At 65.1% G+C, this 25,650-nt stretch carries 22 protein-coding genes and 1 tRNA gene; 12 read left to right on the top strand and 11 right to left on the bottom strand.

The features are described from left to right. Window positions 1–27 precede the first annotated feature (27 nt). From trpD to PP1Y_RS19425, 5 genes are read right to left on the bottom strand one after another with little or no spacing between them, the layout of a single operon-like run. Complete coding sequence (gene trpD, locus PP1Y_RS19445) at window positions 28–1,017, bottom strand: anthranilate phosphoribosyltransferase (protein ID WP_013833752.1); 990 nt, start codon at window positions 1,015–1,017, stop codon at window positions 28–30. After that, complete coding sequence (locus PP1Y_RS19440; RefSeq protein ID WP_013833751.1) at window positions 1,014–1,598, bottom strand: aminodeoxychorismate/anthranilate synthase component II; 585 nt, start codon at window positions 1,596–1,598, stop codon at window positions 1,014–1,016. The genes trpD and PP1Y_RS19440 overlap by 4 nt, the downstream gene beginning before the upstream one ends. Continuing rightward, window positions 1,595–2,377 carry a phosphodiester glycosidase family protein gene (locus PP1Y_RS19435; RefSeq protein ID WP_013833750.1) on the bottom strand — a complete coding sequence of 261 codons (783 nt, stop codon included), beginning with the start codon at window positions 2,375–2,377 and terminating at the stop codon, window positions 1,595–1,597. Before PP1Y_RS19435 ends, PP1Y_RS19440 begins: the two co-directional genes overlap by 4 nt. Then, entirely contained in the window at window positions 2,374–3,885 is a 1,512-nt protein-coding gene (locus PP1Y_RS19430) for an anthranilate synthase component I (RefSeq protein WP_013833749.1), read from the bottom strand. Before PP1Y_RS19430 ends, PP1Y_RS19435 begins: the two co-directional genes overlap by 4 nt. A gap of 18 nt (window positions 3,886–3,903) precedes the next feature. Beyond that, window positions 3,904–5,853 carry a SurA N-terminal domain-containing protein gene (locus tag PP1Y_RS19425; protein ID WP_041559019.1) on the bottom strand — a complete coding sequence of 650 codons (1,950 nt, stop codon included), beginning with the start codon at window positions 5,851–5,853 and terminating at the stop codon, window positions 3,904–3,906. Between the two features lie 267 nt (window positions 5,854–6,120). On the opposite strand from PP1Y_RS19425, the gene tpiA reads away from it, so the two are divergent. The 3 genes from tpiA to PP1Y_RS19410 all read left to right on the top strand — a co-directional run bounded on the left by tpiA (window position 6,121) and on the right by PP1Y_RS19410 (window position 9,181). Further along, window positions 6,121–6,879, top strand: a complete 759-nt coding sequence (gene tpiA, locus PP1Y_RS19420) for a triose-phosphate isomerase (RefSeq protein WP_013833747.1) — start codon at window positions 6,121–6,123, stop codon at window positions 6,877–6,879. Between the two features lie 138 nt (window positions 6,880–7,017). Beyond that, window positions 7,018–7,422: a preprotein translocase subunit SecG gene (secG, locus tag PP1Y_RS19415; RefSeq protein WP_013833746.1), complete on the top strand. Its 405-nt coding sequence runs from the start codon at window positions 7,018–7,020 to the stop codon at window positions 7,420–7,422. Window positions 7,423–7,552: 130 nt separating this feature from the next. Then, entirely contained in the window at window positions 7,553–9,181 is a 1,629-nt protein-coding gene (locus PP1Y_RS19410; RefSeq protein ID WP_007015136.1) for a CTP synthase, read from the top strand. Between the two features lie 98 nt (window positions 9,182–9,279). On the opposite strand, the gene PP1Y_RS19405 is transcribed toward PP1Y_RS19410, so the two are convergent. From PP1Y_RS19405 to PP1Y_RS19395, 3 genes are all read right to left on the bottom strand, one after another. Beyond that, window positions 9,280–9,621 carry an energy transducer TonB gene (locus tag PP1Y_RS19405; RefSeq protein ID WP_013833745.1) on the bottom strand — a complete coding sequence of 114 codons (342 nt, stop codon included), beginning with the start codon at window positions 9,619–9,621 and terminating at the stop codon, window positions 9,280–9,282. 70 nt (window positions 9,622–9,691) lie between these two features. Then, window positions 9,692–11,572: a methyl-accepting chemotaxis protein gene (locus PP1Y_RS19400; protein WP_013833744.1), complete on the bottom strand. Its 1,881-nt coding sequence runs from the start codon at window positions 11,570–11,572 to the stop codon at window positions 9,692–9,694. Between the two features lie 262 nt (window positions 11,573–11,834). Further along, window positions 11,835–12,305 carry an Hsp20 family protein gene (locus tag PP1Y_RS19395; RefSeq protein WP_013833743.1) on the bottom strand — a complete coding sequence of 157 codons (471 nt, stop codon included), beginning with the start codon at window positions 12,303–12,305 and terminating at the stop codon, window positions 11,835–11,837. Window positions 12,306–12,469: 164 nt separating this feature from the next. Here PP1Y_RS19395 and grxC point away from each other — a divergent pair, with 164 nt between their 5' ends. The 4 genes from grxC (at window position 12,470) to PP1Y_RS19375 (ending at window position 14,200) form a co-directional block, all read left to right on the top strand. Beyond that, window positions 12,470–12,733, top strand: a complete 264-nt coding sequence (gene grxC, locus PP1Y_RS19390) for a glutaredoxin 3 (protein WP_013833742.1) — start codon at window positions 12,470–12,472, stop codon at window positions 12,731–12,733. Window positions 12,734–12,751: 18 nt separating this feature from the next. Continuing rightward, a complete protein-coding gene (locus PP1Y_RS19385) occupies window positions 12,752–13,567 on the top strand; it encodes a carbon-nitrogen hydrolase family protein (RefSeq protein ID WP_013833741.1) in 816 nt (271 codons plus the stop codon). 8 nt (window positions 13,568–13,575) lie between these two features. Then, window positions 13,576–14,073: a DUF1178 family protein gene (locus PP1Y_RS19380; RefSeq protein ID WP_013833740.1), complete on the top strand. Its 498-nt coding sequence runs from the start codon at window positions 13,576–13,578 to the stop codon at window positions 14,071–14,073. 50 nt (window positions 14,074–14,123) lie between these two features. Continuing rightward, window positions 14,124–14,200, top strand: a tRNA-Arg gene (locus PP1Y_RS19375). 98 nt (window positions 14,201–14,298) lie between these two features. Here the strand turns inward: PP1Y_RS19375 and PP1Y_RS19370 are convergent. The 3 genes from PP1Y_RS19370 to PP1Y_RS19360 are packed head-to-tail and all read right to left on the bottom strand — an operon-like array spanning window position 14,299 to window position 17,086. Next, on the bottom strand, window positions 14,299–14,712 hold the full coding sequence (locus tag PP1Y_RS19370) for a TadE/TadG family type IV pilus assembly protein (protein WP_013833739.1): 414 nt from the start codon (window positions 14,710–14,712) through the stop codon (window positions 14,299–14,301). Further along, a complete protein-coding gene (locus PP1Y_RS19365) occupies window positions 14,712–15,221 on the bottom strand; it encodes a TadE/TadG family type IV pilus assembly protein (protein ID WP_051010080.1) in 510 nt (169 codons plus the stop codon). Before PP1Y_RS19365 ends, PP1Y_RS19370 begins: the two co-directional genes overlap by 1 nt. After that, window positions 15,218–17,086 (bottom strand): hypothetical protein, encoded by a 1,869-nt coding sequence (locus tag PP1Y_RS19360; RefSeq protein WP_369799484.1) that lies wholly within the window; start codon window positions 17,084–17,086, stop codon window positions 15,218–15,220. Before PP1Y_RS19360 ends, PP1Y_RS19365 begins: the two co-directional genes overlap by 4 nt. 538 nt (window positions 17,087–17,624) lie before the next feature. Between PP1Y_RS19360 and PP1Y_RS19355 the strand changes: the two genes are divergently transcribed. From PP1Y_RS19355 to PP1Y_RS19335, 5 genes are read left to right on the top strand one after another with little or no spacing between them, the layout of a single operon-like run. Continuing rightward, entirely contained in the window at window positions 17,625–19,280 is a 1,656-nt protein-coding gene (locus PP1Y_RS19355) for an FAD-binding protein (protein WP_013833736.1), read from the top strand. A 36-nt stretch (window positions 19,281–19,316) separates the two neighbouring features. Further along, window positions 19,317–19,784 carry a hypothetical protein gene (locus tag PP1Y_RS19350; protein WP_013833735.1) on the top strand — a complete coding sequence of 156 codons (468 nt, stop codon included), beginning with the start codon at window positions 19,317–19,319 and terminating at the stop codon, window positions 19,782–19,784. Window positions 19,785–19,839: 55 nt separating this feature from the next. Beyond that, on the top strand, window positions 19,840–21,123 hold the full coding sequence (locus PP1Y_RS19345) for a TolC family protein (RefSeq protein WP_013833734.1): 1,284 nt from the start codon (window positions 19,840–19,842) through the stop codon (window positions 21,121–21,123). Then, on the top strand, window positions 21,120–22,379 hold the full coding sequence (locus tag PP1Y_RS19340; protein ID WP_013833733.1) for an efflux RND transporter periplasmic adaptor subunit: 1,260 nt from the start codon (window positions 21,120–21,122) through the stop codon (window positions 22,377–22,379). The genes PP1Y_RS19345 and PP1Y_RS19340 overlap by 4 nt, the downstream gene beginning before the upstream one ends. A gap of 22 nt (window positions 22,380–22,401) precedes the next feature. Further along, window positions 22,402–25,566, top strand: a complete 3,165-nt coding sequence (locus tag PP1Y_RS19335; RefSeq protein WP_232512743.1) for a CusA/CzcA family heavy metal efflux RND transporter — start codon at window positions 22,402–22,404, stop codon at window positions 25,564–25,566. The last annotated feature ends 84 nt before the right edge of the window (window positions 25,567–25,650 follow it).

Raw genomic sequence — 25,650 nt, 5'->3', positions numbered from 1 at the left:
GCGGTTCGGTATGGGCGGGAAGCGGCGCTACTTGAGCGCGTCGATCCAGCAGTTGAGCAGGGCATTGGCGAGGCCCTTGTCGATGGCCTCGGCAGCTTCCTCGACGCCTTCCCGCCAGGTCTTTGCTTCACCGGCGACAACAAGCGCACCGGCCGCGTTGAACAGCACGGCATCGCGATAGGCGCCCGCTTCGCCCATGAGCAGGCGGCGCAGGGCCTGGGCGTTGTACTGCGGATCGCCGCCGCGAATGGCATCGACCGGCGCGACTGGCAGCCCCGCGTCGGCGGGCGAAACGCGGCGCATGGCCAGTTCGCTGCCGGTCACTTCCGCAACTTCGTTGCCGCCTGCAAGGCTGAGTTCGTCGAGGCCTTCATCGCCGGAGACGACGAGCGAATGCTCGGTGCCCAGGCGAAGGATCGCCTCGGCATAGATCGGCACGTAGGCGGGCCGGGCAATGCCCACGAGCTGGCGGCGGACCTGCGCCGGATTGGCAAGCGGGCCCATCAGGTTGAAGATCGTGCGGCGCCCCAACTTCTTGCGTAGCGGCATCAACCGCCCAAGCGCCGGGTGGTGGCGGGCGGCGAAGAGGAAGCAGATGCCAAGGCCGGCCAGTGTCGCCTCGGCGGTCTCTACGGCGCGGTCGAGATTGAGACCGAGCGCCTCGAGCGTGTCGGCGGCGCCCGCCTTGGAACTGGCCGCGCGGTTGCCGTGCTTGGCGACCGGCACGCCGCAGGCGGCAACGACCAGCGATACGGCGGTCGAGACGTTGAGCGTGTGATGACCGTCACCGCCGGTTCCGCATACGTCGATGGCATTGGCGGGGGCGACGATGGGGACCATCCGTGCCCGCATGGCGCGTGCGGCGCCCGCGATCTCGCCGGCATTCTCGCCCCGCTCGGAAAGTGCGACGAGAAACGCGGCGATGTCCGCCTCGGGCACGTCGCCGTCAAGGATCGCTGCGAAGGCGGCTTCGGCTTCGGCTTCCTCTATCGGATGGCCGGGATCGGGCAGCGTCATGCGACGGCCCTGGTCTCGATGCCGCACAGGCGCAGGAAGTTCGCCAGCATGTCGTGCCCGTGCTCGGTGGCGATGCTTTCCGGGTGGAATTGCACGCCGTGGATCGGCAGGCTTGCGTGGCGGAAGCCCATGACGTGGCCATCGTCGGAGCGGGCGTTGACCAGCAGCGTCTCGGGAATCTCCTCGACGATCAGAGAGTGATAGCGCGTCGCGGTGAAGGGCGAGGGCAGCCCCTCGAACACGCCGGTATTGTCGTGCGTCACCGGCGAGGTCTTGCCGTGCATCAGCCCGCCGCGCACGACCCTGCCGCCGAAATACTGGCCGATCGACTGGTGGCCCAGGCACACGCCGAGCAGCGGCTTTCCGGTATCGGCCGCCGCACCGACGAGGTCGAGGCTGATGCCTGCCTCGTTCGGGGTGCATGGCCCCGGCGAGATGAGGAAGCCCTGCGCCCCGCTCGAAATCGCCTGTCCGGCCGAGAGCGCATCGTTGCGCACGACTTCGACCTCTGCCCCCAGCTCCATCAGGTAATGGACGAGGTTCCAGGTGAAGCTGTCGTAGTTGTCGATGACTAGGATCATGATTTGCCCTTTGCCCTTTTCTCGACGACGATCAAGGGGCCGAGCGGAGGTCCGCCATCGACGCGGCCCATGTGCGGGTCCCACAGGGAAGAGACGCTGCCGTCGAGGAACAGCGCATTGGGGCAGTCCAGCGCGTCGCGGAAATAGCGGGCGAGCCTGCCGAAGGAGATCGGTTCGTCGGAAATGACGAAGTGCGCGTTGCCTTCGCGGTCGACGCCCACGCCATTGCGCAGCTTGAGCGACTGGCCGTCGGGCGCGATGCGGGGATGCAGCTTTCCGGCGATGACCAGCATCGGCCCCGACTGGGTGCCGAACTGCGGGCGGTGCGAGACGCTCTGGGCAAAATCCTCGCTGGTGCGAACGGCCCAGTGGCCGCCGGTATCGCCATAGAACACGCCGTTGGGCAGAAGGTGGAAGTTGCCGTAGCCCTCGTTGCGGTTGAGCGTGTGCAGGCGATTCCCGTCCTCGACGTAGTAGCCGATCGGCTGCCCTTTCTCGTCGAACATGCCGCCGTTCATCGCAAAGGCGACTTCATGGCTCATTTCCGGCCGGTCGACCGCGAGCTGGGAGAGGCTGCGGTAGGGCTCGCCACCCTTGGGTCCCAAGACCATGTGGATGGTGTGGCGGCCCGGCTCTGCGGTGCAATGGGTGAGCGATGCGCCCTCGAAGCTGGCGGCCTCGCACGGCGGCGGCGGCGCCGCGGCTTCCTGCTTCGCATCGCCCGAGGAACAGGAGGCGAGCAGCAGCGCCAGCAGCAGGGCGGGCGCCGTACGGGTCACTGCCCGAAGCCCGGCTCTCCTGCGACGCGGACTGCTTCGCGCGCGGCAGCGAAAAGGGCGCCGGACTTGGCTTCGCATTCGCGCTGTTCGTAGGCCGGGTCGCTGTCGGCAACGATGCCCGCGCCCGCCTGGACGTGGAGTACGCCGTCCTTGAGCACGCCGGTGCGCAAAACGATGCACGAATCGACCGAACCGTCGGGCGCGAAATAGCCGACCCCGCCAGCATAGGCCCCGCGCGTTTCGGGTTCGAGTTCGGCGATGATCTCGCAGGCATGGACCTTGGGCGCGCCCGAGACGGTGCCGGCCGGGAAGCCGGCGAAGACTGCGTCGATGGCATCGTGCCTGGCGCTGTCGAGCCGGCCGACCACGTTCGAGACGATGTGCATCACGTGGCTGTAGCGCTCGATCGTGTAGCTGTCGGTCACTTCGACGGTGCCCGCCGCAGCCACGCGGCCGACGTCGTTGCGCCCCAGGTCGAGCAGCATGAGGTGTTCGGCGCGTTCCTTGGGATCGGCCAGCAGGCTTGCTTCGTTGGCCTTGTCCTCGGCCGGAGTCTTGCCGCGCGGGCGGGTGCCCGCGATCGGGCGGATCGTGACTTCGCCGTCACGCACGCGCACGAGGATTTCCGGGCTCGATCCGACCAGCGCAAAGCCGGGCAGGTCGAGGAAATAGAGGAACGGCGAAGGGTTCACCCGGCGCAGCGCGCGGTAGAGCGCAAGCGGCGGCAGCGGGAATTCGCAGGTGAAGCGCTGGGCCAGCACGACCTGGAAGATGTCGCCGGCCTGGATGTACTCCTTGGCCCTGAGCACCATCGCCTTGTAGTCGTCGGCCGCCATGACCGGCGCGGGCTCGGGTATTGCCAGGTCGGGCCGGGCCGGCGCGAGCGTGGCGGGCACCGAGAGGCGGCGGAGCGCCTCGTCGATGCGCTCCGCGGCGGCTTCGACCACGCGATCCGGCGAACCGGCGTCGGGCCAGACCGGCGCCACGCAGAAAAGCTCGTCGCCGAGGCGATCGAACACGAGGATCAGCGAAGGCCGCACGAACAGCATGTCGGGCACGTCGAGGCTGCTTTGCGGCGCGCGCGGCAGCTTCTCGACAAGGCCGATGGTCTCGTAGCCGAAATAGCCGACGAGGCAGGCGAGCGCCTTGGGCAGTTCGGCGGGCACGTCGATGCGGCAGGTCTCGACGAGGTTGCGCAGTTCGGAGAGGCTGTCGCCGGGCAGGGGCGCGAAGGCGTCCTTGTCGGACTGCCACTTGCGGTTGATCTCGCAGCTGGCGCCGCTGGCGCGGAACACGAGGTCGGGATCGAGGCCGATCAGGCTGTAGCGCCCGCGCACTTCGCCGCCTTCCACCGATTCCAGCAGGAAGTCGCCGCGACCGTCCTCGAACAGCCGCAGGGCCGCCGCGACCGGCGTCTCGGTATCGGCGACCAGCTTGCGCCAGAGCAGGGCGGGGCGCCCTTGCTCCAGTTGCTGCCGGACCGTGTCTCTATCCGCTTCGCGCTGCATCGTCGTTCCTGCCTGCGCTTACTGGGCCGAACCGGTGCCGGCGAGTTCGTCGCGCACGGCCTTGATCGCGGCGGCATTCTTGGTGACGCCCACGTCCTTGCGGATCGCCTTGCCGAGTGCGTCGGCATAGGCCTGGCCGAGCTGCTGGCCGAGTTCCTTCTGGGTATTGGCGACCAGATCGTCGGAATCGATCTTGGCGGGGTCGATCTTCTTGAGGGCCACCACGAACCAGCCGCGTTCCTGCGGGGCGGCCTGCACCTTCACCGTGTTCTCGGCCATGTGGAACATGAGCGAGATCGGTGCCGGGACCTGGCGGCCGTTCTGGATCGCGGCGGTCAACGTGGGACGCGACATCGTGACGGGCTGGATCGGCGGCAGGCGCTTGCCGACCGACGCCATGGCCTTTTCGAGCGCGGTGCCCTTCTTGACCTCGGCCTGGACCTTGAGCGCGGCGGCCTTGGCGGCCTGCGAGCCCTTGTCCATCGACCAGGCGACCTTCACGTCGTCCTTGATCTCCTTGAGCGGAGCCGGCGCGGACGCGTCGATCTCGCTGACGTCGTAGATCATGAAGGTCTTGCCGCGTTCGACTTCGGCGACCTGCGGCTGCTCTTCCTCCATCGAGAAGGCGGTCTTGAGCACCGGGGCGATGACGTCGGGCGCCTTTTCGCCGGGCTTGAGATAGACCTGGCCGTCGGCGGTGATGGGCGCAGTGGTCTGCACCTCGATCCCGAGCGACTTGGCGACTTCGATCAGGTTGGCCCCGTCGGCGAACTTGTCCTCGAGGCTGGCGAGTTCGTCGGTGAAGGCGGCGCGGCGCTTTTCCTGCTCGATCTGCTTGGCCAGCTCGTCCTTCACTTCGGCAAGGGTGCGGGCAGGCTTTTCCTGCTTTTCCTCGACGCGGATGACGTGCCAGCCCAGCGGGCTCTTCTGCGGCACGGCGAGCTTGCCGGTATCGGCGGCGAAGACGGCATCGGCGACGGCCGGCGAGAACTGCTCGCTAAGATCGGTCTTGCTGAAGAATTCGAGCCTGGCGGCCGACAGGCTCTTTTCCTTAGCCGCCGCTTCGAGCGACTTGCCGCCGTTCACTTCGGCGACGATGGCCTTGGCAGCGGCCTCGGTCGGCACGATCAGCTGGGTAATGCGGCGCTTGTCCTGCGCGGCGTACTGCGCCTTGTTGGCATCGTAGCGTGCGGCGATTTCCTTGTCGGTCGGCGCGGCGGGAGCCTTGATCGCGTCTTCACCGAAGGTCGCGTAACGGATCACGCGGCGCTCGGGCCGGATGAATTCGTTGATGTTGTCCTTGTAGAAGGCCTGGATCTCGATGTCGGTCGGGTCCTTCTCGGGCATGAAGGCCGAGGAGGGGAAGGCTGCGATCGTGCCGGTGCGGCTCTCACCGAGCAGCGAGGCATAGCGCCTGGCGGCATCCTTCGACATCACCGCGCCATACTGGGCCGGAACCAGCAGCTGCTGCGAGACGAGGCCCTGGGCGATGTCCTCGCGCAGGACCTTCTCGGTCAGGCCCTGCTGCGCGAGCGCCTGGCGGAAGGTGTCCTGGCTGAACTTGCCGTCAACGCCCATGAAGCCGGGGATCTGCGTGATTTCGCTGTCGATCAGGCGATCGCCCGCAACGACGCCGTGCTTCTTGCCGAAGACGAAGAGCGCTGTGCGGTCGATGAGATCGTCGAGGACCTGCTCGACTCCGCCTTCCGCCACCATCAGTTTCATGGTTGCGGTGGGCTGATTGCGCTTCACGCGCTCCAGCGCGGCGCGGGCCGACTGCGTCAGCTGCGGGGCGTCGATACTTTCCTTGCCCACGGTTGCGACCTTTGTCCCGCCGCCGAGGCCGGCCGAGGAACTGAGGCCGGCGATATCGCCGCTGGCGAATGCGAGCGCGATAACGACGAGCATGATCAGCGCGACAGCCGCACCGATCTTGGATTTGAGCATTGAACGGAAGAAAGTGAGCATGGATCCGTGCCGATCAGCGATGACTTGAGCGAAAACGAAGGTTTCGCAGGAAACGGCCGCAGGCTTTAGGGGCGCTTGCGCGTTACTGCAATGCCGACTCGCATGCGATTGCTTGAGCGACACACAGGAAAGTTTTACCTGAACGAAGGCTGCATGTGTTTTGACAATGGTGGTCTGCCTGTCCTAGCTGCGCCGCGCAAGCGGAGCGGCGATTCTTTGGCTGGACCGAAGGCGGCGCTGCGCACTTGATGAAATCAAGGGTTGGAAATGGCTGGACTGCCTTACATCGTCGGTAACTGGAAAATGAACGGCACGCGCGCGATGCTCAACGAGGCGCGCGCGATCGACCGGGCGGCGGCACGCTTTCCCAAGGTGCAGGTCGCGGTTGCGCCGCCGGCGACGCTGATCTATCGCACGCGCGACGCAGCGGCCATCATCGGCGTGGGCGGGCAGGACTGCCACGCCGAAGAAAGCGGCGCCTTCACCGGCGACATCTCGGCGCAGATGCTCAAGGACGCAGGCGCGGACTTCACCATCGTCGGCCACTCGGAGCGCCGCACGCTCCACGGCGAAAGCGATGCTGACGTCAAGGCCAAGGCGGAGGCTGCGCTCGGTGCGGGTCTCGGCGTGATCCTGTGCGTGGGTGAAACCGAATCCCAGCGCGATGCCGGCGAGGCCGAAACGGTCGTCGGCGCCCAGCTCGAGGGTTCGTGCCCGCGTGTCGACGGCGCACCGGAAAAGCTTTCGGTCGCCTACGAACCGGTCTGGGCCATCGGTACCGGCCGGGTGCCTTCGGTTGAGGACGTGGCCGCGATGCACAAGGCGATTCGCGCAAAGCTCGTCGCGCTTTACGGCGAGGGCGGTGCGGACGTGCGCATTCTCTATGGCGGCTCGGTAAAGGCCGACAATGCCGCGGAACTGCTGGCCGTGCCCGAAGTGGGCGGCGCGCTCGTCGGCGGGGCAAGCCTGTCCGCCGAGAGCTTCCTCGCGATCGTCGGCGCAGCCGCTTCGCTGGACGCGGACTGATCGATAAAGTGCTGCAGGGCCCGGCATTGATGGCCGGGCCTTGCGAAAACCCGTTGACGGGTTGCGCCGCGAAGGCGTTGCGCCTATCTGCGCGACGTGTGATGCGGGCTTGATGCTCCCCAGAAGGCTGAGACTGAGATGTTCCTTTTCCTGACCGTCCTCCAGGCGCTCATTGCAGCGGCGCTTGTCGGTGTGATCCTGATGCAGAAGTCGGAAGGCGGCGGTCTGGGCGTCGGTGGCGGCAGCCCCTCGGGCCTGATGTCCGCGCGCGGCGCAGCCAACTTCCTGACCCGCGCGACTTCGGTTCTGGCCGTTCTCTTCGTGGTCCTGAGCATCATCCTGGCAGCGCTTGCCGTCGATGTGACCACCGGCCGCGATATCGACACTTCGCTTGAGCGCGGCGCTGCTGCGCCGACGGCTCCGGCACAGCCGGCCGATCCTCTTGCCGGCGCGGCGAATCCCGCCGCGGCACCGGCCCAGGGCGATGGCACTGCGCAGCAGGCGCCGGCCGACGATCCGCTTTCGGGTGCTGCCAAGCAGTAATTCCGAGGCATTTCCCGTAACCGAAATGCCGTCTGGCAGTGGCAGGCGGCATTTCATGTAGTATTGACCTGTGGATTCAGGCTCTGGGCGCTTGCCTATGGGCCTCCATGCAATTTAAGGCCCGACTCCCATGGCGCGGCATATTTTTATCACCGGCGGCGTGGTTTCCTCGCTCGGCAAGGGGCTCATGGCAGCGAGCCTCGCGGCTCTCCTGCAGGCACGCGGTTTCCGCGTCCGCATCCGCAAGTTCGACCCATACCTCAACGTCGATCCGGGCACGATGAGCCCTTACCAGCACGGTGAGGTCTACGTGACTGACGACGGGGCCGAGACCGACCTCGACCTTGGCCACTACGAACGCTTCACCGGCGTGTCGGCCCGTCAGAGCGACAACATCACCTCGGGTCGCATCTATCAGGACATCATCGCCAAGGAGCGCCGCGGCGACTATCTCGGTGCCACCGTGCAGGTCATCCCGCACGTTACCGACGCGATCAAGAACTTCGCAATGTCCGATACCGACGACCTCGATTTCGTGCTGTGCGAAATCGGCGGCACCGTCGGCGACATCGAGGGCCTGCCCTTCGTCGAGGCCATGCGCCAGCTGCGCAACGAGATGGGCCGTGAGCAGAGCTGCTTCGTCCACGTCACGCTGGTGCCCTACATCGCGGCGGCGGGCGAGCTGAAGACCAAGCCGACGCAGCACTCCGTGCGCGAACTGACCGGTCTTGGCATCCAGCCCGACATCTTGCTGTGCCGCTGCGACCGCGAACTGCCCGAAAGCGAGCGCCGCAAGATCGCGCTGTTCTGCAACGTGCGCCGCGAAGCCGTTATCCCGGCGCTCGACGCACCGAACATCTACGCGGTGCCGCTGCAGTATCACCGGGAAGGCCTCGATGCCGAAGTCCTGCACCATTTCGGACTGACTTCGCCGGCGCCCGACATGGCGCGCTGGGACGAGGTGACCGACCGCTACGAACATCCCGAAGGCGAAGTGACCATCGGCGTCGTCGGCAAGTACGTCGGCCTGCCCGATGCCTACAAGTCGCTCAACGAGGCGCTCGTTCACGGCGGCATGGCCAACCGGGTCAAGGTCAACATCAAGTGGATCGACGCCGAGCTGTTCGAGAAGGACGATGCCGAGATCGCGGCCGAGCTTGAGCCGATGCACGGCATTCTCGTGCCCGGTGGCTTCGGCGAACGCGGTACCGAGGGCAAGATCGCTTCGGTCCGTTTCGCGCGCGAGCGCGGCGTGCCGTTCTTCGGCATTTGCCTTGGCATGCAGATGGCCTGCATCGAAGGCGCGCGTTCGGCCGGCATCGCCCAGGCGAGCTCGACCGAATTCGGCCCGACGAGCGAGCCGGTAGTGGGCATCATTACCGAGTGGATGGGCAAGGACGGCCTGGAGCAGCGCGCTGCCGGCGGCGACCTTGGCGGCACCATGCGTCTGGGCGCCTACCAGGCGGAGCTTTCGCCCAACAGCCATGTGGCCTCGATCTACGGTTCGACGACGATCAGCGAGCGTCACCGCCACCGCTACGAAGTCAACGGCTCGTATCGCGAAGCGCTGGAAGGCGACGGACTGATCTTCTCGGGCATGTCCCCCGACGGCTTGCTGCCGGAGATTGTCGAGCGTCCGGACCACCCGTGGTTCGTGGGCGTGCAGTTCCACCCGGAACTCAAGTCCAAGCCGTTCGATCCGCACCCGCTGTTCAAGGGATTTATCGCGGCGGCGCTGCAGCAGGCGCGCCTCGTCTGACCGGACCGGCGACAGTCATCGCGAAATGAAAAAGGACCGGCCGCAGGGCCGGTCCTTCTCGTTTGGGGCGATGCCTTTTCAGGATCTCGTCGACAGGATCAGAGCAGCTTCCACGTCAGCGGCAGGACGACCGAGCTGGTTCCGGCCGGCGGCGCGGGCAGGTTGCCCATGCGGGAGAACACGGCTTCGGCTCCGCGGTCCAGCGCGCTCGAGCCCGAGGTCGCCACCAGTTCGGTACGCTCGACCTTGCCCGAGGACGAGACGTAGACCTTGACCTTGGCCGTGCCTTCCTCGCCGCGCATCTGCGCCGTGCGCGGATAGGTCTGCTTGGAAGCGACGGAGCGCTTGACGGTGTTGAGCCAGTCGTCGGCCATGGCGGGAGCCGCCGTCATGATCAGAACCGAAGCGACCGCGGCGGCTTTGAGAACGATATTCTTCATGCACTCACTCCTCTCTTATGGGAATGACCGGCCCCTCCGGCAGGCCACCCGTTTACTCATCTTGAAAGCTTCAGAAGTCCGACCAGTCATCGAGGTCCAGTGCCGCATTGCCGACGAAAGCCGGGGCAGCAGCGGACAGGCTACGCGCAGGCGCTGAGGCGATGACCGGTCCCGCGTTGCCGATGCCATCCCTGGCAGCGCCGCCCGCATTGTCGTTGAGCCCCCTGCCGTCCTTGATCCGGAACGCGGCCATCTGCGTCATGAGCTGCTGCGTTTCCTCGGAAAGGCTGCGGCTGCCGGCCGAGCTTTCCTCAACCATCGCGGCATTCTGCTGGGTGAAGCTGTCCATGCCGGAGACCATCGTCGAGATTTCCGAGATGCCCTCGGCCTGCTTCTCGGCGGCCCCGGCGATCTCGTCGACCAGGTTGGAGACGGTGACCACTTCGCCGACGATCTGGCGCAAGGCTTCGCCGCTGCTCTCGACGAGTGCAACGCCATCGCCGACCTGGCGGCTGCTGCGGTCGATCAGGGTGCGGATGTCCTTGGCGGCATCGGCCGAGCGCTGGGCGAGGGCGCGCACTTCGGTGGCGACCACGGCAAAGCCCTTGCCGGCCTCACCGGCACGCGCCGCCTCGACCCCGGCATTGAGCGCGAGCAGGTTGGTCTGGAAGGCGATTCCGTCGATGGTGCCGATGATCTCGGACATCTGGCGAGAAGTCGTCTCGATGCTGCGCATGGCGTCCACGGCCTCGTGCGCAATGCCTTCCACCCGGTCGGCCGTCTCGCGGGCGACGCCCAGACGCGAGCTGGTCTGGCGCGCGTTCTCGGCAGTGACGTGCACCACGCTGGTGAACTCGCTCAGCGTGCGTGAGGTGTCGGCGAGTGAACTTGCCTGCTTCTCGGTGCGCTCGGCAAGGTCGGAGGTCGCCGTTGCGATCTCGTTCGTACCGATGCGGATCGACTGGCAGCCGTCGATGATCCGGCCCATCGTTTCGCCGAGGCGCGAGACGGCGACATTGAAGTGTTCGTGCAGCTGCGCGAGCGAACCGCGCGCAGCGGGAACCCGGTGGACAAGGTTGCCCTTGGCCAGCTCGGCAAGGCCATTGCCGATGGCATCGATGGTGATCTGGAGCTCGCGGGCGCGCTCCTGTTCCTCGTGCGCGCGCTGCTGGTCGGTTGCTACAAGCCGCTGGAAGTTCTCCAGCGCGCGGGCCAGGCTGCCCAGTTCGTCGCGGCGGTTGCTGCCCGGGATGACGACATCGATGTCGCCGTCGGTCAGGCTGCGCACCGATTCGGAAAGCTGCTTCACTGGCCGCGCGATAGATCGCATGAGGAAGAGCATCAGGCCGATGGCGCTCAGTACGCCGGTGATCGCGGCCACGAGCATGACATGGCGGGCATTGGCATGGATTGCCTCGCCTTCCGCGGCTGCCGCCTTGGCGGTGGAGGCGTTCAGGTCGATCAGGTTCAGGAGCTGATCCTCGATCGCATAGAAGGCATCGAGCCCTTCGCCGTCGAACATGTCGACCGCAGCGGGCTTGTCGCCCTGCGCCAGGTTCAGGATCGCGTCGTTCTGCTGGACGTAGGCCTGCCAGCTTTCCCGTACGCCCTTGAGCGATTGCAGCGTCTCGGGGCGCTTCACGTGCTTGGCGTAGTCGGCGAGGACTTCGTCGATCACCGCGCCGGAGTTGCGCAGGACCTTGACCTGCCGCTCCCATGCCGGGGTGCCGGCGGCCTTGACCGTGTCTTCCTGATGGATGCGATACTGCGATACGTAGGCATGCAGGTCGCCCAGTGCCCGCGAAGCCGGAAGGGAGTTGTCGTTCAGCTCCTCGGTGAGGGCATTGACCTCGCCGATCTGCTTGAGCGCGAAGACTCCCATTGTGCCCATGATCGCCAGCAGCAGGCCGAAGGCGAGCACGAGACGGTGACTGATCCGCAATCGATTCATTGCTCTGATGGTCCCCCCATGTTTTCCATTGGAGAAGCTATCTAGAGCCCAAGTCTTTGATGCGATTTAAGATGGCCTCGTGTGCGGGCCCTTATCCCACTGTTTCAAAGCGCTTAAACAATCTTGCAGCGATATTTAGTCTCGTAGTTAAGTTGCGGTAGCCTCTATTGCAGTGAGCTGCAGTAAAGGGAGATCGCCAAGCAAAAAGGGCGGCCCGGTTTCCCAGGCCGCCCCCAGACTTCTGTTCTTCGAACGGCTTCGATCAGGCCGCTTGGGTGCCTTCGTCCGACGCGTTGTCGACAACCGTGAGCGTGTTGCCGCCAATGGCGATCTTCTTGGGCTTCATCGCCTCGGGCACTTCGCGTACGAGGTCGATCACGAGCAGGCCGTCCGCAAGATCGGCGCTGTCGACGCGGACATAGTCGGCAAGCTCGAAGCGGCGCTCAAACCCGCGCTGCGCGATACCGACATGCAGATACTCGCCCTCGACACTCTCGTCGGGCTTGTTGCCCCTGACGGTCAGGAGATTGGCTTGGGCGGTGATATCGATGTCGGCGGGCTTGAAGCCTGCAACGGCAAGCGTGATGCGATAGGCATCCTGGCCGCGGCGTTCGATGTTGAACGGGGGATACTTGTCGCCTGCGTTGGGTCGGTTCTGGTTCTCGATCATGTCGAAAAGGCGATCAAATCCAACCATGCTGCGGCGATAAGGCGAAAAGTCGATACGGTTCATGACAAAAATCCTCCAATGAGCAATCTTCGTATTGTCCGGGCCCGTGAAATCCGGCGCCCTGCTATCGAGCCATCCCCACTGTGGGCCATGACTCGTCACATTAGATATGATACCGGCGCCCACTTTCAAGTGACCGTCAGCACAGATTGAAGGAGCGATTGTCCATGAGCAAACCCAAGGTAGAGATCTACACCAAGTGGGGCTGTCCCTATTGCGTCGCGGCCAAGTCGCTGCTCGACGGCAAGGGAGTTTCCTACGAGGAATACGATATCACCATGGGCGGCCCCAAGCGTGACGAGATGGTGGAGCGCGTTCCCGGTGCACGCACGGTGCCGCAGGTCCTTGTTGCCGGTACGCCCTATGGCGGCTTCGACGACATCAATTCCCTCGATCGCCAGGGCAAGCTCGATCCGATCCTCGGCCTTTGACCGCAACCGATTGAAGCCATGACCCGCGCGGCCCTGTTCCAGATGACCACTGGCATCGATCCCGAGGCGAATGCCGGGACGATCGTATCCGCCGTTTCCGCAGCGAAGCAGGGCGGGGCGGCGATGCTGTTCACGCCGGAGATGTCGGGTCTGCTAGACCGTCAACGTTCGCGCGCTCGCGAGGTCATCCGCAGCGAGGCCGAGGACCGCGTGCTGGCAGCGGTTCGCGAAGCCGCTGCGCGCGAGGGGATCTGGGTTCATCTCGGCTCGCTGGCCATCGTGCGCAAGGACGAGCGCTGGGCGAACCGGGCCTTCGTGATCGACGAGACGGGCGAGATCCGCGCCCGCTACGACAAGATCCACATGTTCGACGTCGATCTTTCGACAGGCGAATCCTGGCGCGAATCCAATGCCTATGCCGCCGGAGACGAAGTGGTCACGGTGGAAACGCCGCTAGGCAGGCTTGGCCTGTCGATCTGCTACGACGTGCGCTTCCCCGCACTGTACGAAGCACTCGGTCGGGCCCATTGCGACGTGATCGCCATTCCGGCGGCCTTTACCGTGCCGACCGGGAAGGCGCACTGGCATCTTCTGCAACGCGCCCGCGCCGTGGAGGCAAGTGCCTATGTCCTCTCTGCGGCCCAGGTCGGCAGGCACGAGGACGGGCGCGAGACTTACGGTCACTCGCTTGCAATCGATCCGTGGGGGGAAATCGTCCTCGACATGGGCGGCGAAAAGGCCGGTCTCGGCTTTGCCGAAATCGATCCGGCCCGCATCGCGGAAATTCGTACGCAATTACCGAGTCTTGCCAATCGGCGGACAATAGCCAAATAGAACTGACCATGATCGTCTATGATCTCGAATGCCGATCCGGCCCGCACCGGTTCGAGGGCTGGTTCAAGTCCTCGGAGGATTTTGCGCGTCAGCAGGAGCGGGGGCTCGTTTCCTGTCCGCATTGCGGATCTGCCGAAGTGGGCAAGGCCATCCAGGCCCCGCGTCTTTCGCGCAAGGGCAACCAGTTGGCCGAATCGCCCGCTCGCCCGCAGCAGCCCTCCAAGCCTGTCGAAGCGCCGACAGCTCCCGTCGCCAGCGCACCGCTTCCGGCAGAGGCCGTAGAAGTGATCCGCAAGCTCGCGCAGATGCAGGCCGAAGCCCTGAAATCCTCGCGCTATGTGGGCAAGAACTTCGCCGAAGACGCGCGCGCCATGCACTATGGAGAGCGCGAGGCCGAAGCGATCCACGGACAGACGAGCGCGTCAGAAGCACAGGAACTGCTGGAGGAAGGTATCGCCCTGATGCCGCTGCCATTCCCGGTAACGCCGCCCGAACAGGCAAACTGACGGGAACAGATTGCCAACCCGAAAAAGCCAAGCTAGGACCCGCCCCGAGTGCGCCCGTAGCTCAGCAGGATAGAGCACCAGATTCCTAATCTGGGGGCCACAGGTTCGAATCCTGTCGGGCGCACCATTCCCTTTCAGATCGGGGCAAGATGTCCAGCGCCTATGCTGGCGCTGCGGGTTCGATTTCGAGCATTTGCCAACGAGCCCTGGGGAGGGAAGCGCAGGTCAGGTCAGAATCGGGAAACAACCCGAGCCACTGAGTTCCTGAGGCACGATCGGGACGATATTGCGGAGCACCGTGTCGAAGGGGCGTGCGATGGTCACCGAATTGGAGTTCGCGTTGCCCTTGCAGGTCGTGGCCCCGGTGATCACGATGCCCGAAGGTTCGACAGTAACGCCCAGAGCCTTGGCACGCTCGACGGCGTATTGCTTTTGCGTAGCGGTGGTGGCGCAAGCCGAATCTACCGACATGCACCGCGCCGTGGCATGGGCGACGCGCTCCAGCGTCTGCTTCACCCAGAACGCGCGGCTACCCTCGATGATGCCGAAAAGCATGATCAGGAAAATCGGCGCGACGAGCGCGAACTCGACGATCGTCGCGCCGCGGGTACTGCGCGCGAGCCGGGAAAACAGGCGCATCACTGCACCCTCACGGTGACGGATTGCCCCGTGGATGTGCCCTTGAGCAGCCCGCCAGGCAAAAGGATCGGCGAAAACCTGTGATCGGCCGAAAGCGTGACATAATAGCCCGCAGTCGAACCTGAAGTCATCCCGGAACCGCTGCAGGTGCTGCCGCAGGTCCCGGCACTATACGTTCCGTCGGTCTTGAGACAGGCACAAGTGCGATTGATATTGGTGCAGGAGCCGGCTACGCCATTGCAGCTTGCCGATACGCTGAGCGTGGGCATCTCGGCGAAATTGCGCACGTAGACGGGTAACGCGCCGAAGTCGACATTCTCGCGGTCCGCGAAGGACTTGGTTGCGGCGGCCGACAGGGCTTCGTTCACCTGCGAGCGCTCCATGTAAAAAGATGCGAAGTCGAGCACGCCCATGATGACGAGAAAGAAGGTCGTCACCCAGATGCCGAACTCGACCGTGGCGACGCCGCCCTCCGCCCTGCGGATCTTGCGCAGCAAACCGAGCATCATCGCACAAGCCTGATCGAACTGGACTTGCCGTCCGTATCGCCTGCCATAGACTGGCATGCAGACCCGGTCGCTGCACCGCCGTTCGCCGCGATCTTCCCGGCAATCAGCGTGAAGCACTGACCGTTCCCGAGAGTCGTGTTGCCACCGGACATCTTCACGTTCGAATTGGGTACATGGACGGTGCCGGCGAAGTTGTTTGCCGAACCACCGGTCCAGTTTGTGTCCGCCGTGGTCAGGGAATCGACAAGGAGGTCAGCGATCTGTCCCCCGGCCACCGAACCGCTGGGCGCGACCAGTTTGGTCCTGGCTCCGCCGGCGAGGTTGAGCGTGCCGCCCAGGATGAAGGTCACGTCGCTGCCACCCATGTCGTAGCCCGAAAAGGCCGAGCCATAAGTGATGCCATTGAGCGGCGAAGTATAGGGCCAGGTGGTGCCGCCGGTGCCGTTCGCGAAGTCACCGGCGATCGTGTAGCGTCCGGCGCCGAAGACGGCCGAACCGGCTATCTTGAGATTGCCATTGATGTAGTGATTGCGCGTGCGACCGAAGGCGATGCGACTGCCGCCCGCGGTATCGATGTCGCCGTTAGCGCTGAAAGTTCCGTCTCCCATGAGATATATGGCGCTGCCCGAGAGCTTGATTGCCGAATTGCCGCTGCCCGGACCGATCAGGTAATCGCCGTCGCCCACGGCAAGTTCACTGCCGCCCGCGATGAAGATCCCCGCAACCGCGGTAAAATCGCCGTCGCCCATCTTGGCCGAACCGCCACCGCCAAGATCGAACCCGCCGAAGAAGTGACTGCCGTCGCCCACCAGCAACTTTTGGCCGCCGCCCAGCTTGATGGTCTGGTTGATGATGACGGTGCCATTGCCCTTGTGGTTCGTGCCCTGCCATTTGACCTGGCCCCCGCTGCCGATCCACAAGGTACCGTCGCCGATCGTCACGCCGCTGGAGCCGCTGTCGAAGCCGCCATTGACGAAAATGTCAGAGTCTCCGAAGTCCACGCTGGTGCCGCCGCTGATCGCGACACCCTGCTGCACGTAGATGCGTGAACCGCTCGCGAACTTGATCGAAAGGCCGCCGCCGGTCGTCAGCTTCTTGATGCAGTACGTCGCCGCCGGAAGGTTGTAGCCCGACCCCGTCCAGTAGTTTTTCGCAGGGTTCGACCCGTTCGGATTCCAATCCAGGGCATAGTCCCGGGCGCCCGTGCAGACGGAAGTGTCGGGATTCGAAAGACCGGGAATGCTCGTGTGGTGCCCCAACTCGCTGCGGGCATCGGACAACTCGGCGTTGTCGGCCCAGGGGTCGACCAATTCGGTCGGCTGGTTCTTGCGCTTGTCGGCAGGAGGGACGTTGCCGTTCCACGAGGGCGCGCTGAAGCTGCCGGCAAAGCGCAGGGTTTCTGCAGACAAGGTGCCGTAGTTCACGGAGATGTCACCGCTGCCGGAAATGATGTCATGACCGCGGATCAACTGCCCTTTGTTCTGGACGCCGCCGATGGCCGCGATCGAACAGTCGGGCGCATCGATCGAAGCGCCTCCGGTCACGGTGATCGCATCGTTCGCACTGGAAAGCGCGAGGAAACAGGGCGGGGCATAAGGCGCCTGCGTCGTCAGGGAGGCGAACGACTGCGTCTGCACGGCGAAGCGATCGCCCATGCCGACGACCTTGGCGAGGGTGTAAGGCGCCTGGGTCGTCACGGTCACACGCACCGACTGGTCGCCTGCCGAGGGAAAATCCTCGCGCACGGTTGCCTCAACCGTCGCGCCGGCGATCCCGTTGGCCCGCACGATGTCCTTTGCGGTCGGCTCGAGTACCGCTTCGCTCGCACTCTCCTTGAAGGCCATTGCCGCGCCCAGGGCCGCCATGTCCGCTGCCCGCTGGTTCGCCGCCTGTTGTTCAAGACCGCGGTTTATATCGAAGGCAAGCCCTGCAGCACCAAGGACAACAGGCAGGGAAAGGCCAGCAATGACACCGACGCCACCGCCCTTATGGCGGTGCAGATGCAGAATTAAATGACGGAATTGGTGTGAGAAAAATCTCCGCATTCAGTAAGTCTCGCAGGAGATGGTAAACATAACGTGTATTCTAGAATGGCCCGAACATATCCGAAGACATCTATCTCCTTATATAACCTCTGATGCAGAAAGCATGGTGCAGGTCATCGAATGACAGGCCCTGCACAGCCAGATGCCTGGCCATTCTCCGAGGCTGGCACGCCAATCCCGCCGATCCTTGGGTTCGGGGCTGCTTGTACGGGCCTTTCCTTGTGCCTTCACCGTTCTGCCTATGACTATTCGGAGTGGTCGCGCGCTTTCGAATTAAATTACAACCGTTGTTGTAAAAAGCGCGCTGCCTGTTGGGAAGACGGGAGGCGTGAACGGTATTGGGCTGATCGGGAGATGGATGGTGACGGAAGAATTCATGTGGGACCGCGAAGCTGACGTCGTGGTGCTCGGTTCGGGCGGGGCGGCGATGACGTCGGCGATTGCCGCGCATGATTTCGGCGCCAGCGACGTGGTGATCCTCGAGAAGTCCGGGATGGTTGGCGGGACCACTGCCATGTCCGGCGGGATGTTGTGGATTCCGGGTAATCACTACCAGCTCGAGGCTGGCTTCGAAGACGACGATGAGGACGTCGTTGCCTATCTCGATGCGCTGGCGCCGGGGCAGCTCGATCCCGAAACCTTGATGGCATTCATGGAAACCGGTCCTGAAATGATCCGCCATTTCGCGGAGAAGACGCCGGTGCGGCTGCATGCCTTTACCGATTTTCCCGATTATCAGCCCTATTTGCCGGGTGCGAAACCGGATGGCGGGCGTTCGCTCGACAACGAGGCTTTCGCATTCGAAAGGCTGGGCAAGTGGGCGAGCCGGGTGAACCCGACCAAGATGGCTTATCCGGTCCGCGGCAGCCTGATGGAGGCAATAACCGGCGCACTCGATGAAGCCACCCTCGCCGAGCGAGAGGCCAGGGATTACCGGGGACTGGGTCAGGCCCTGGCCGGATCGTTGTTCAAGGCTGTGCTTGATCGCGCGATTCCGGTCGAGTTCGAGAAGCGCGCGCGCAGGCTCGTCAAGGATGGCGACCGGGTCATCGGGGTCGTCGCGGAAGATGCCGATGACAAGGACTTTCGCGTCCGCGCCCGGCGCGGCGTGGTGATCGCCACCGGAGGTTTCGAATGGAACGAGAAGCTGGTCCGGACTTTCCTGCGCGGTCCGTTGACCGGCCCGGTCAGCGTACCGGAGAACGAGGGCGATGGCCTGTTGATGGCCATCGACGCCGGAGCGCAGCTGGGCAACATGCAACAGGCCTTCTGGATGCAGAGCGTTCTGGAACTCAAGCCGCAACATCGCAGTGCCAAGCCCAATTACCTGCTGGGCTCGGACGAACGCGCGCGTCCCGGTGCGATCCTCGTCAACCGCGCCGGCAAGCGCTTCGTCAACGAGGCGGCGAACTACAATGCACTGGGCAAGACGCTGCATGCCTTCGATGCCGGGACGCACAGCTACGCCAACTTGCCTTACTGGCTGATCATCGACCAGCGCTACCGGGACAAGTACCCGACCTTCAACACGCCGCCCGGCGGCCCGGTCCCCTCCTTCATGATGCAGGCCGATACGCTGGAGGAACTGGCGCAAGTCGCCGGCATCGATGCCGATGGCCTTGTCGCCACGGTTGCGCGGTTCAACCGGATGGTTCGCAAGGGCCATGACGACGATTTCAATCGCGGCGACAACAGCTACGACAATTTCTACATGTGGGGGGACATGGCATACGAGTCCCCGTACCGGACGCTGGGAGCCATCGATCAGGCACCGTATTTCGCGGTGAAGATGGAAGCGGGCGCATTGGGTACAGCCGGTGGTCCGCGTACTAACGCCGATGCGCAGGTCCTGGACTGGAACGACAACCCGATTCCCGGTCTCTACGCCGCGGGCAACGCGATGGCGGCGGTTCTGGGCGAAGCCTACGGCGGCGCGGGCGGTACGCTCGGGCCGGGCATGACCTTCGGCTACATCGCGGGACGACACCTCGGCACGCATATCCCGAACCGGTGAGGCGGATGGCGCTGCACTCCGATCAGATGGCTTCGGATGCGCAGCGCCCTTGAGCGCACGCCCGGGTTTCGCTATCGCAGTGCACCGATGGCTTTTCCGCGTCACCTCAATATGGACCGCATCGCTGCGATGCTCGTCCTGTCGCTCGCACTCCTGTTTGCGAGCGCGATGGCGTGGTCGAACATGGTCGTCGAGCTTCAGCACGCCCCGGGACAGGCGGATGAGCACGAAAGCGTTCTGCTCAGCAGCCTGACCGCACAGCTCGATCATCTGGACGATCATTTCCCCGATCGGGATGACGAGGACGAAGCGGGCGGCGCACTGCAGGGGCACCATCACCACTCCGGCGATACGAATTCGGCAATCCCGGCGGACGCAGGCCATGCCAATCAGCTCGCCATGGCTGACGCGGGCCTGCACGCGATCGGGCCCGATTGCGCCAAGCCCGGATCGGAGCTTACCGGTCTCGAGCGTCCTCCCCGTTCCATGACCCTGAACGCCTGAACCCCGCGCTGACCGGGCGCGGGATGTCCCACGCTCGTCCGCGAGGCTTCATGTCATGTTTTCGAACCCTTCCGCGCGCCTTGCCGCGCGCCTGATACGTCTGGCGCCCCCGTGCGCCGTCATTCCGCTTGTCCTTTCGGCACAGGCCGCCAGTGCGCAGGGGATCACCCTGTCCGAGGCGCTGTCGCGTGTCGCAACTACCAACCCGACCCTGCAGGTGAACGCTGCCCGGCTCGATGCCGCCGATGCCGCGGTTGCGATTGCCGGGGTGCGTCCGCGCGATAGCGTCGGCATCGAAGTCGAGGATTTTGCCGGCACAGGCACGTACGGCCCGCTTGAGCAGCAGCAGACCACCGCGTGGTACGAACGCACCTGGGAGCGCGGGGGCAAACGCGAAGCGCGCCTGAGTTCCGCCCGCGCCGAACTGGGCGTCGCCGGCGAGCGCAATGCACTGCGCATGCTCGACGTGCTGGCGCAGGTGCAGTCCGCCTGGGTAGAGGCTCTCGCTGCCGAGGCGGGCATCGCCATAGCGCAGCAGCAACTGCAGGTGGCCGAGCAGACACAGGCGCAGGTCGGCCGCCGGGTGGCCCGGGCGCTCGATCCGCTGTTCGCCGCCGAACGTGCGAAGACAGCGGTGATCGAGGCGAGGATCGCGCTCGATCAGGCACGCAGGCTGGCCCGCCTGTCGCGCGCCAGCCTCGCCGGCTGGTGGGACGGCAACGAGGATTTCACGCTGGCGACCGACCCGTTCTTTACGGTGCAGGAAACCGGGCCCTCGGCTGCCGACAGCCCCGACCTGACGCTACTGTCCGCCGAGCGGGAAGCGGCCGAGAGCCAGGTTCGCCTCGCGCAGACGGGCAACACCGGTGACGCCACGGCCCGGATCGGTATTCGCCACTTTGGGCAGGGCAACGATGTCGCCCTCATGGTCGGCGGCTCGATCCCGCTGGGCAGCCGGGCGGCCAATCGCGGCAATGTCGCGCGCGCCTCAGCCGAGAGCCGCGCCGCCGAGGCCGAGATCGCGGTCGCGCGGCTGCAGATCGGCCGAGAGGTGGATCGCCTTGTCGCGCAGCGCGCGGCACTGGCGAGCGAAATCGCCCGGATCGAGCGCGATGTCCTGCCGTCGGCACAAAAGGCGCTGCGCTTGGTGCGTGACGGTTTCGCGCGCGGGGGCACGGCTTTCACATTCCTTGAAATCAACCAGGCCCAGCAGGCCCTGATCGATGCCCGGTCCCGGCGCGTCGACCTGCTGCGGCAATTCCATCTCGCAGGCGCGCGGCTCGACCGACTGACCGGCCGCCACGCATCCCTCGTTTCCAGCACGGAGATCCGCCGATGATCCGCTCGCTTTTCTGTGTGAGCTCGCTGCTCGCCCTGTCACTGCTTGCCGCTTGCGGCGAAGATGCCGCCCATTCCGACCATGCCGAGACCGAGGGCGAAGCCCATGGTGCCGGCGCTGACGAATATGAACGCGGCCCCCACCGTGGCCGCATGTTGCGCGATGGCGATTTCGCGCTCGAAGTCACCATCCAGGAAGACGGCACGGAGCCCGAATTCCATGTCTATGCCTACCGCGGCGATGAACCGCTTGCGCCCGCAGAGGTGCAACTGGCCGTGGAACTCAAGCGCCTTGGCGGTGAGGTCGACCGCTTCGCCTTCGCCCCGCGCGAGGATTACCTGCGCGGGAAGGGCGTGGTTCGCGAACCGCACAGCTTCGATGTCAAGGTTCGTGCCGTCGAAGGCGGACGCACCCATTCCTGGTCCTACGCTTCCTATGAAGGGCGCACGACGATTTCCGCGCAGGCAGCCCGCCAGGGCGGCGTTGAGACCAGCAAGGCCGGTCCGGCGCAGATCGCGGAACTGGTCGAGCTTTCCGGCCGGGTGGAAATCACGCCCGAAGGCCAGGCGGACGTGCGCGCGCGCCTTCCGGGACAGATCATGTGGCTGAGCGGCCAGCTGGGGCAGGCGGTTCGCAAGGGCCAGGTGCTGGCGCGGGTCGAATCCAGCCATTCGCTGCAGACTTACGCCATTCCTGCGCCGATTGGCGGGATCATAGTCGAGAAGAACGCCAATGTCGGCGACGTGACCGGCGACCGCGCCCTGTTCGTGATTGCCGATCCCACGAAGCTGCATGCCGAGTTTTTCGTCTATCCGCGCGATGCCGAGCGGGTGCGTGTCGGCCAGGCCGTCACCGTGCGCAGCCTTTCGGGCGATGCACAGATGACGGCCGAGGTGGAGGCGATCCTTCCGACCGCGGACCTCGCCAGCCAGACGGTTCTGGCGCATGTGCACCTGCCGCCCGCCGCGGCCAACGTGTTCCGGCCGGGGATGGGCGTGAACGGGACTTTCACCGTCGCTTCGGCTGATGTGCCGCTGGCGGTAGAGACGAAGGCGATCCAGCGCTTCCGGGACTTCGATGTGGTCTATGCCAGGGTTGGCGATACCTACGAGGTCAGGATGCTGCAGATCGGGCGGCGCACCCCGGAATGGACCGAGGTCCTTGGCGGCCTCAAGCCGGGCACCGAATACGTCACCGACGGCGCTTTCCTGATCCGCGCGGATATCGAGAAGTCGGGGGCCAGCCATGACCACTGAGCCATCCGCCGGCAAGCCGCACGTGCTTGAACGCATCATCGCCGCCTCCATCCGCTTTCGCTGGATGGTCCTGAGCTTCATCGCGCTTTCCTGTGCCGTCGGCATATGGGCCTTCCAGCGCCTGCCCATCGATGCGACGCCCGACATCACCAATGTGCAGGTCCAGATCAACAGCGAGGCGAAGGGCTTTTCCCCGCTGGAAGCCGAGCAGCGCGTCACGTTCCCGGTCGAAACGGCCATCGCCGGCCTGCCGGGCCTGCAATATACCCGCTCGATCTCCCGCTACGGGCTGAGCCAGGTGACGGCCGTCTTCGCGGACGGGACGGACATCTACTTCGCCCGCCAGCTGGTAAACGAGCGGCTCCAGACCGCGCGCGACCAGTTGCCCGAAGGTGTCGCGCCCGAAATGGGGCCGATCGCTACCGGTCTCGGCGAGATCTTCATGTACACGCTGGAGGCCGAGCCGGGCGCGCGCAAGCCCGACGGCAGCGGCTATACGCCCGAGGATCTGCGCACCCTGCAGGACTGGGTGATCCGCCCGCAGCTTCGCAACACGCCCGGCGTCACGGAAGTGAACAGCATCGGCGGTTTCGAGCGGCAATATCACGTCACGCCGCTGCCTGACCGGCTTTCGGCCTATGGCCTTGCTCTCGGTGATGTCGTGACCGCGCTCGAACGCAACAACGCCAATGTCGGTGCGGGCTATATCGAGCGTTACGGCGAGCAGTACCTGGTGCGCGTGCCGGGGCAGGCATCCAACCTCGACGATCTGCGCTCGATCATCGTAACCAACCGGGGAGGCGTGCCGATCCGCATTGCCGACGTTGCCGACGTCGTCATGGGGGAGCAATTGCGCACGGGCGCTGCAACCGAGAACGGCCGCGAGGTCGTGCTCGGCACCGTCCACATGCTGGCCGGGGAGAACAGCCGGGTCGTCGCCCAGGCGGCAGCGCAGCGGCTCGAGGAAGCGGCAAGGGCGCTTCCGCCCGGTGTCAGGGCCGTGGCGATCTACGACCGCACAGACCTTGTCGAGCGTGCGGTGGCGACGGTCGAGAAGAACCTCGTCGAGGGGGCTCTGCTCGTCATCGTCATCCTGTTTCTCCTGCTCGGCAATATCCGCGCTGCGCTCATCACCGCGGCGGTGATCCCGATCACCATGCTGATGACCATTACCGGCATGTTGCGTGCCGGCGTTTCGGGCAACCTGATGAGCCTGGGCGCACTCGACTTCGGCCTGATCGTAGATGGTGCGGTCATCATCGTGGAGAACTGCCTGAGGCGCTTCGGTGAGGCGCAGCACGATCGTGGTCGCCTGCTCGACCGCGGTGAACGCTTTGCGCTGGCGGCTTCGGCCACTTCCGAGGTTATCCGGCCATCGCTGTTCGGCGTGCTGATCATCGCGCTCGTCTACGTGCCGATCTTCGCGTTGACCGGCGTGGAAGGAAAGATGTTCCACCCCATGGCGATCACCGTCGTTATGGCCTTGAGCTTTGCGCTCGTCCTGTCGCTGACCTTCGTTCCGGCTGCAGTGGCGCTGTTCGTCACCGGCAAGGTGGAGGAGAAGGAGAGCCGCCTCATGATCCGGGCGCGACGGATCTACGAACCTGCGCTCGATGCAGCTCTGCGCCTGCGCAAGGCCTTTGTCGCGGGGGCCGTCGTCCTGGTCGCGATTGCGGGCCTCTCGGCAACGCGGATGGGAACGGAATTCGTTCCCAACCTCGACGAGGGGGACATCGCGCTGCACGCGCTGCGCATTCCGGGGACCAGTCTCACGCAGGCAGTGCACATGCAGACGGCGCTCGAGGCACGGCTGAAGCAGTTCCCAGAAGTGGATCGCATTGTCGCGAAGATCGGCACCGCCGACATTGCGACAGACCCCATGCCGCCGTCTGTCGCCGATACGTTCGTCATGCTCAAGGACCGCGCCGAGTGGCCCGATCCACGCAAGCCGCGCGAGCAACTCGTGCGCGAGATGCGCGAGGCGGCGATGACCGTGCCGGGCAACAATTACGAATTCACCCAGCCCATCCAGATGCGCTTCAATGAACTGCTCTCCGGTGTTCGCGCCGATGTCGCGATCAAGGTCTTCGGCGACGATCTCGATACCCTGCACGAAATCGGCAAGTCGATCGAAGGCGTCGTCGAACGCATCGACGGCGCGCGCGACGTCAGCGTGGAACAGGTGACGGGCTTGCCGGTGCTGCAGGTCACACCCGACAGGGCGGCGCTGGCCCGCCTCGGCCTCAATGTCGGCGATGTGCAGGAAGTCGTGGCCATCTCCATCGGCGGTGCCGAGGCAGGGGCGATCTTCGAGGGCGACAGGCGTTTTCCGCTGATCGTCCGCCTGCCCGAGGACATCCGCGGCGAAGCCGACGAGATCGGTCGCCTCAGAATCCCGCTTCCCGGCGAGGACGGCCAACCCCGCGGCTTCGTGCCGCTCAGCGACGTTGCCCGGGTGGACGTCGTGATCGGTCCCAACCAGGTCAGTCGCGAGGACGGCAAGCGCCGGGTCGTCGTTTCAACGAACGTGCGCGGTCGCGATCTCGGCTCGTTCATCGACGAACTGCGCGAGAAGATCGATGCCGAAGTCGAAGTTCCGGCCGGTTACTGGGTGAGCTACGGCGGAACCTTCGAGCAGCTCATGTCCGCGGCAGAGCGCCTGCGGCTGGTGGTGCCGGCGGCGCTGCTGTTGATCTTCGCCTTGCTCTTCGCCCTGTTCCGGTCCGCGAAGGACGCCGGCATCGTCTTCTCCGGCGTGCCGCTGGCCCTGACCGGAGGCGTGGCAGCGCTGCTGCTTCGCGGCTTGCCGCTCTCGATCTCGGCAGGCGTCGGCTTTATCGCCCTGTCGGGCGTCGCCGTGCTCAACGGTGTCGTCATGCTGAGCTTCATCCGACAGCTGCGAGAGGCAGGCCGCCCCCTGGACGAAGCCATCCGTCAGGGCGCGCTCACCCGCCTGCGCCCGGTGCTCATGACCGCGCTGGTCGCCAGCCTCGGCTTCGTTCCGATGGCCCTCAACGTCGGCGCCGGCGCCGAAGTACAACGCCCGCTGGCAACAGTGGTGATCGGGGGCATCATTTCCTCCACCCTGCTGACCCTGCTGGTCCTGCCTGCGCTCTACCGGATCGTCCATCGGCGCGAGGCGGAGCGGGAAGAAATGCCTGAGGTGAGCGAGGTGCCGCAGGGGTGAAATTCCGGGACGCGAAGCCCGCGCGCCCGGCGTTCAGGCTTCGCGTCCCACACCTTGAAAATTCGAGCTGGCTTTTGTTCACAG

Source organism: Novosphingobium sp. PP1Y, from assembly GCF_000253255.1.
Lineage (GTDB): Bacteria > Pseudomonadota > Alphaproteobacteria > Sphingomonadales > Sphingomonadaceae > Novosphingobium.
The sequence above is the reverse complement of the archived record's forward strand: the minus strand, read 5'-3'. Positions and strand labels throughout refer to the sequence as shown.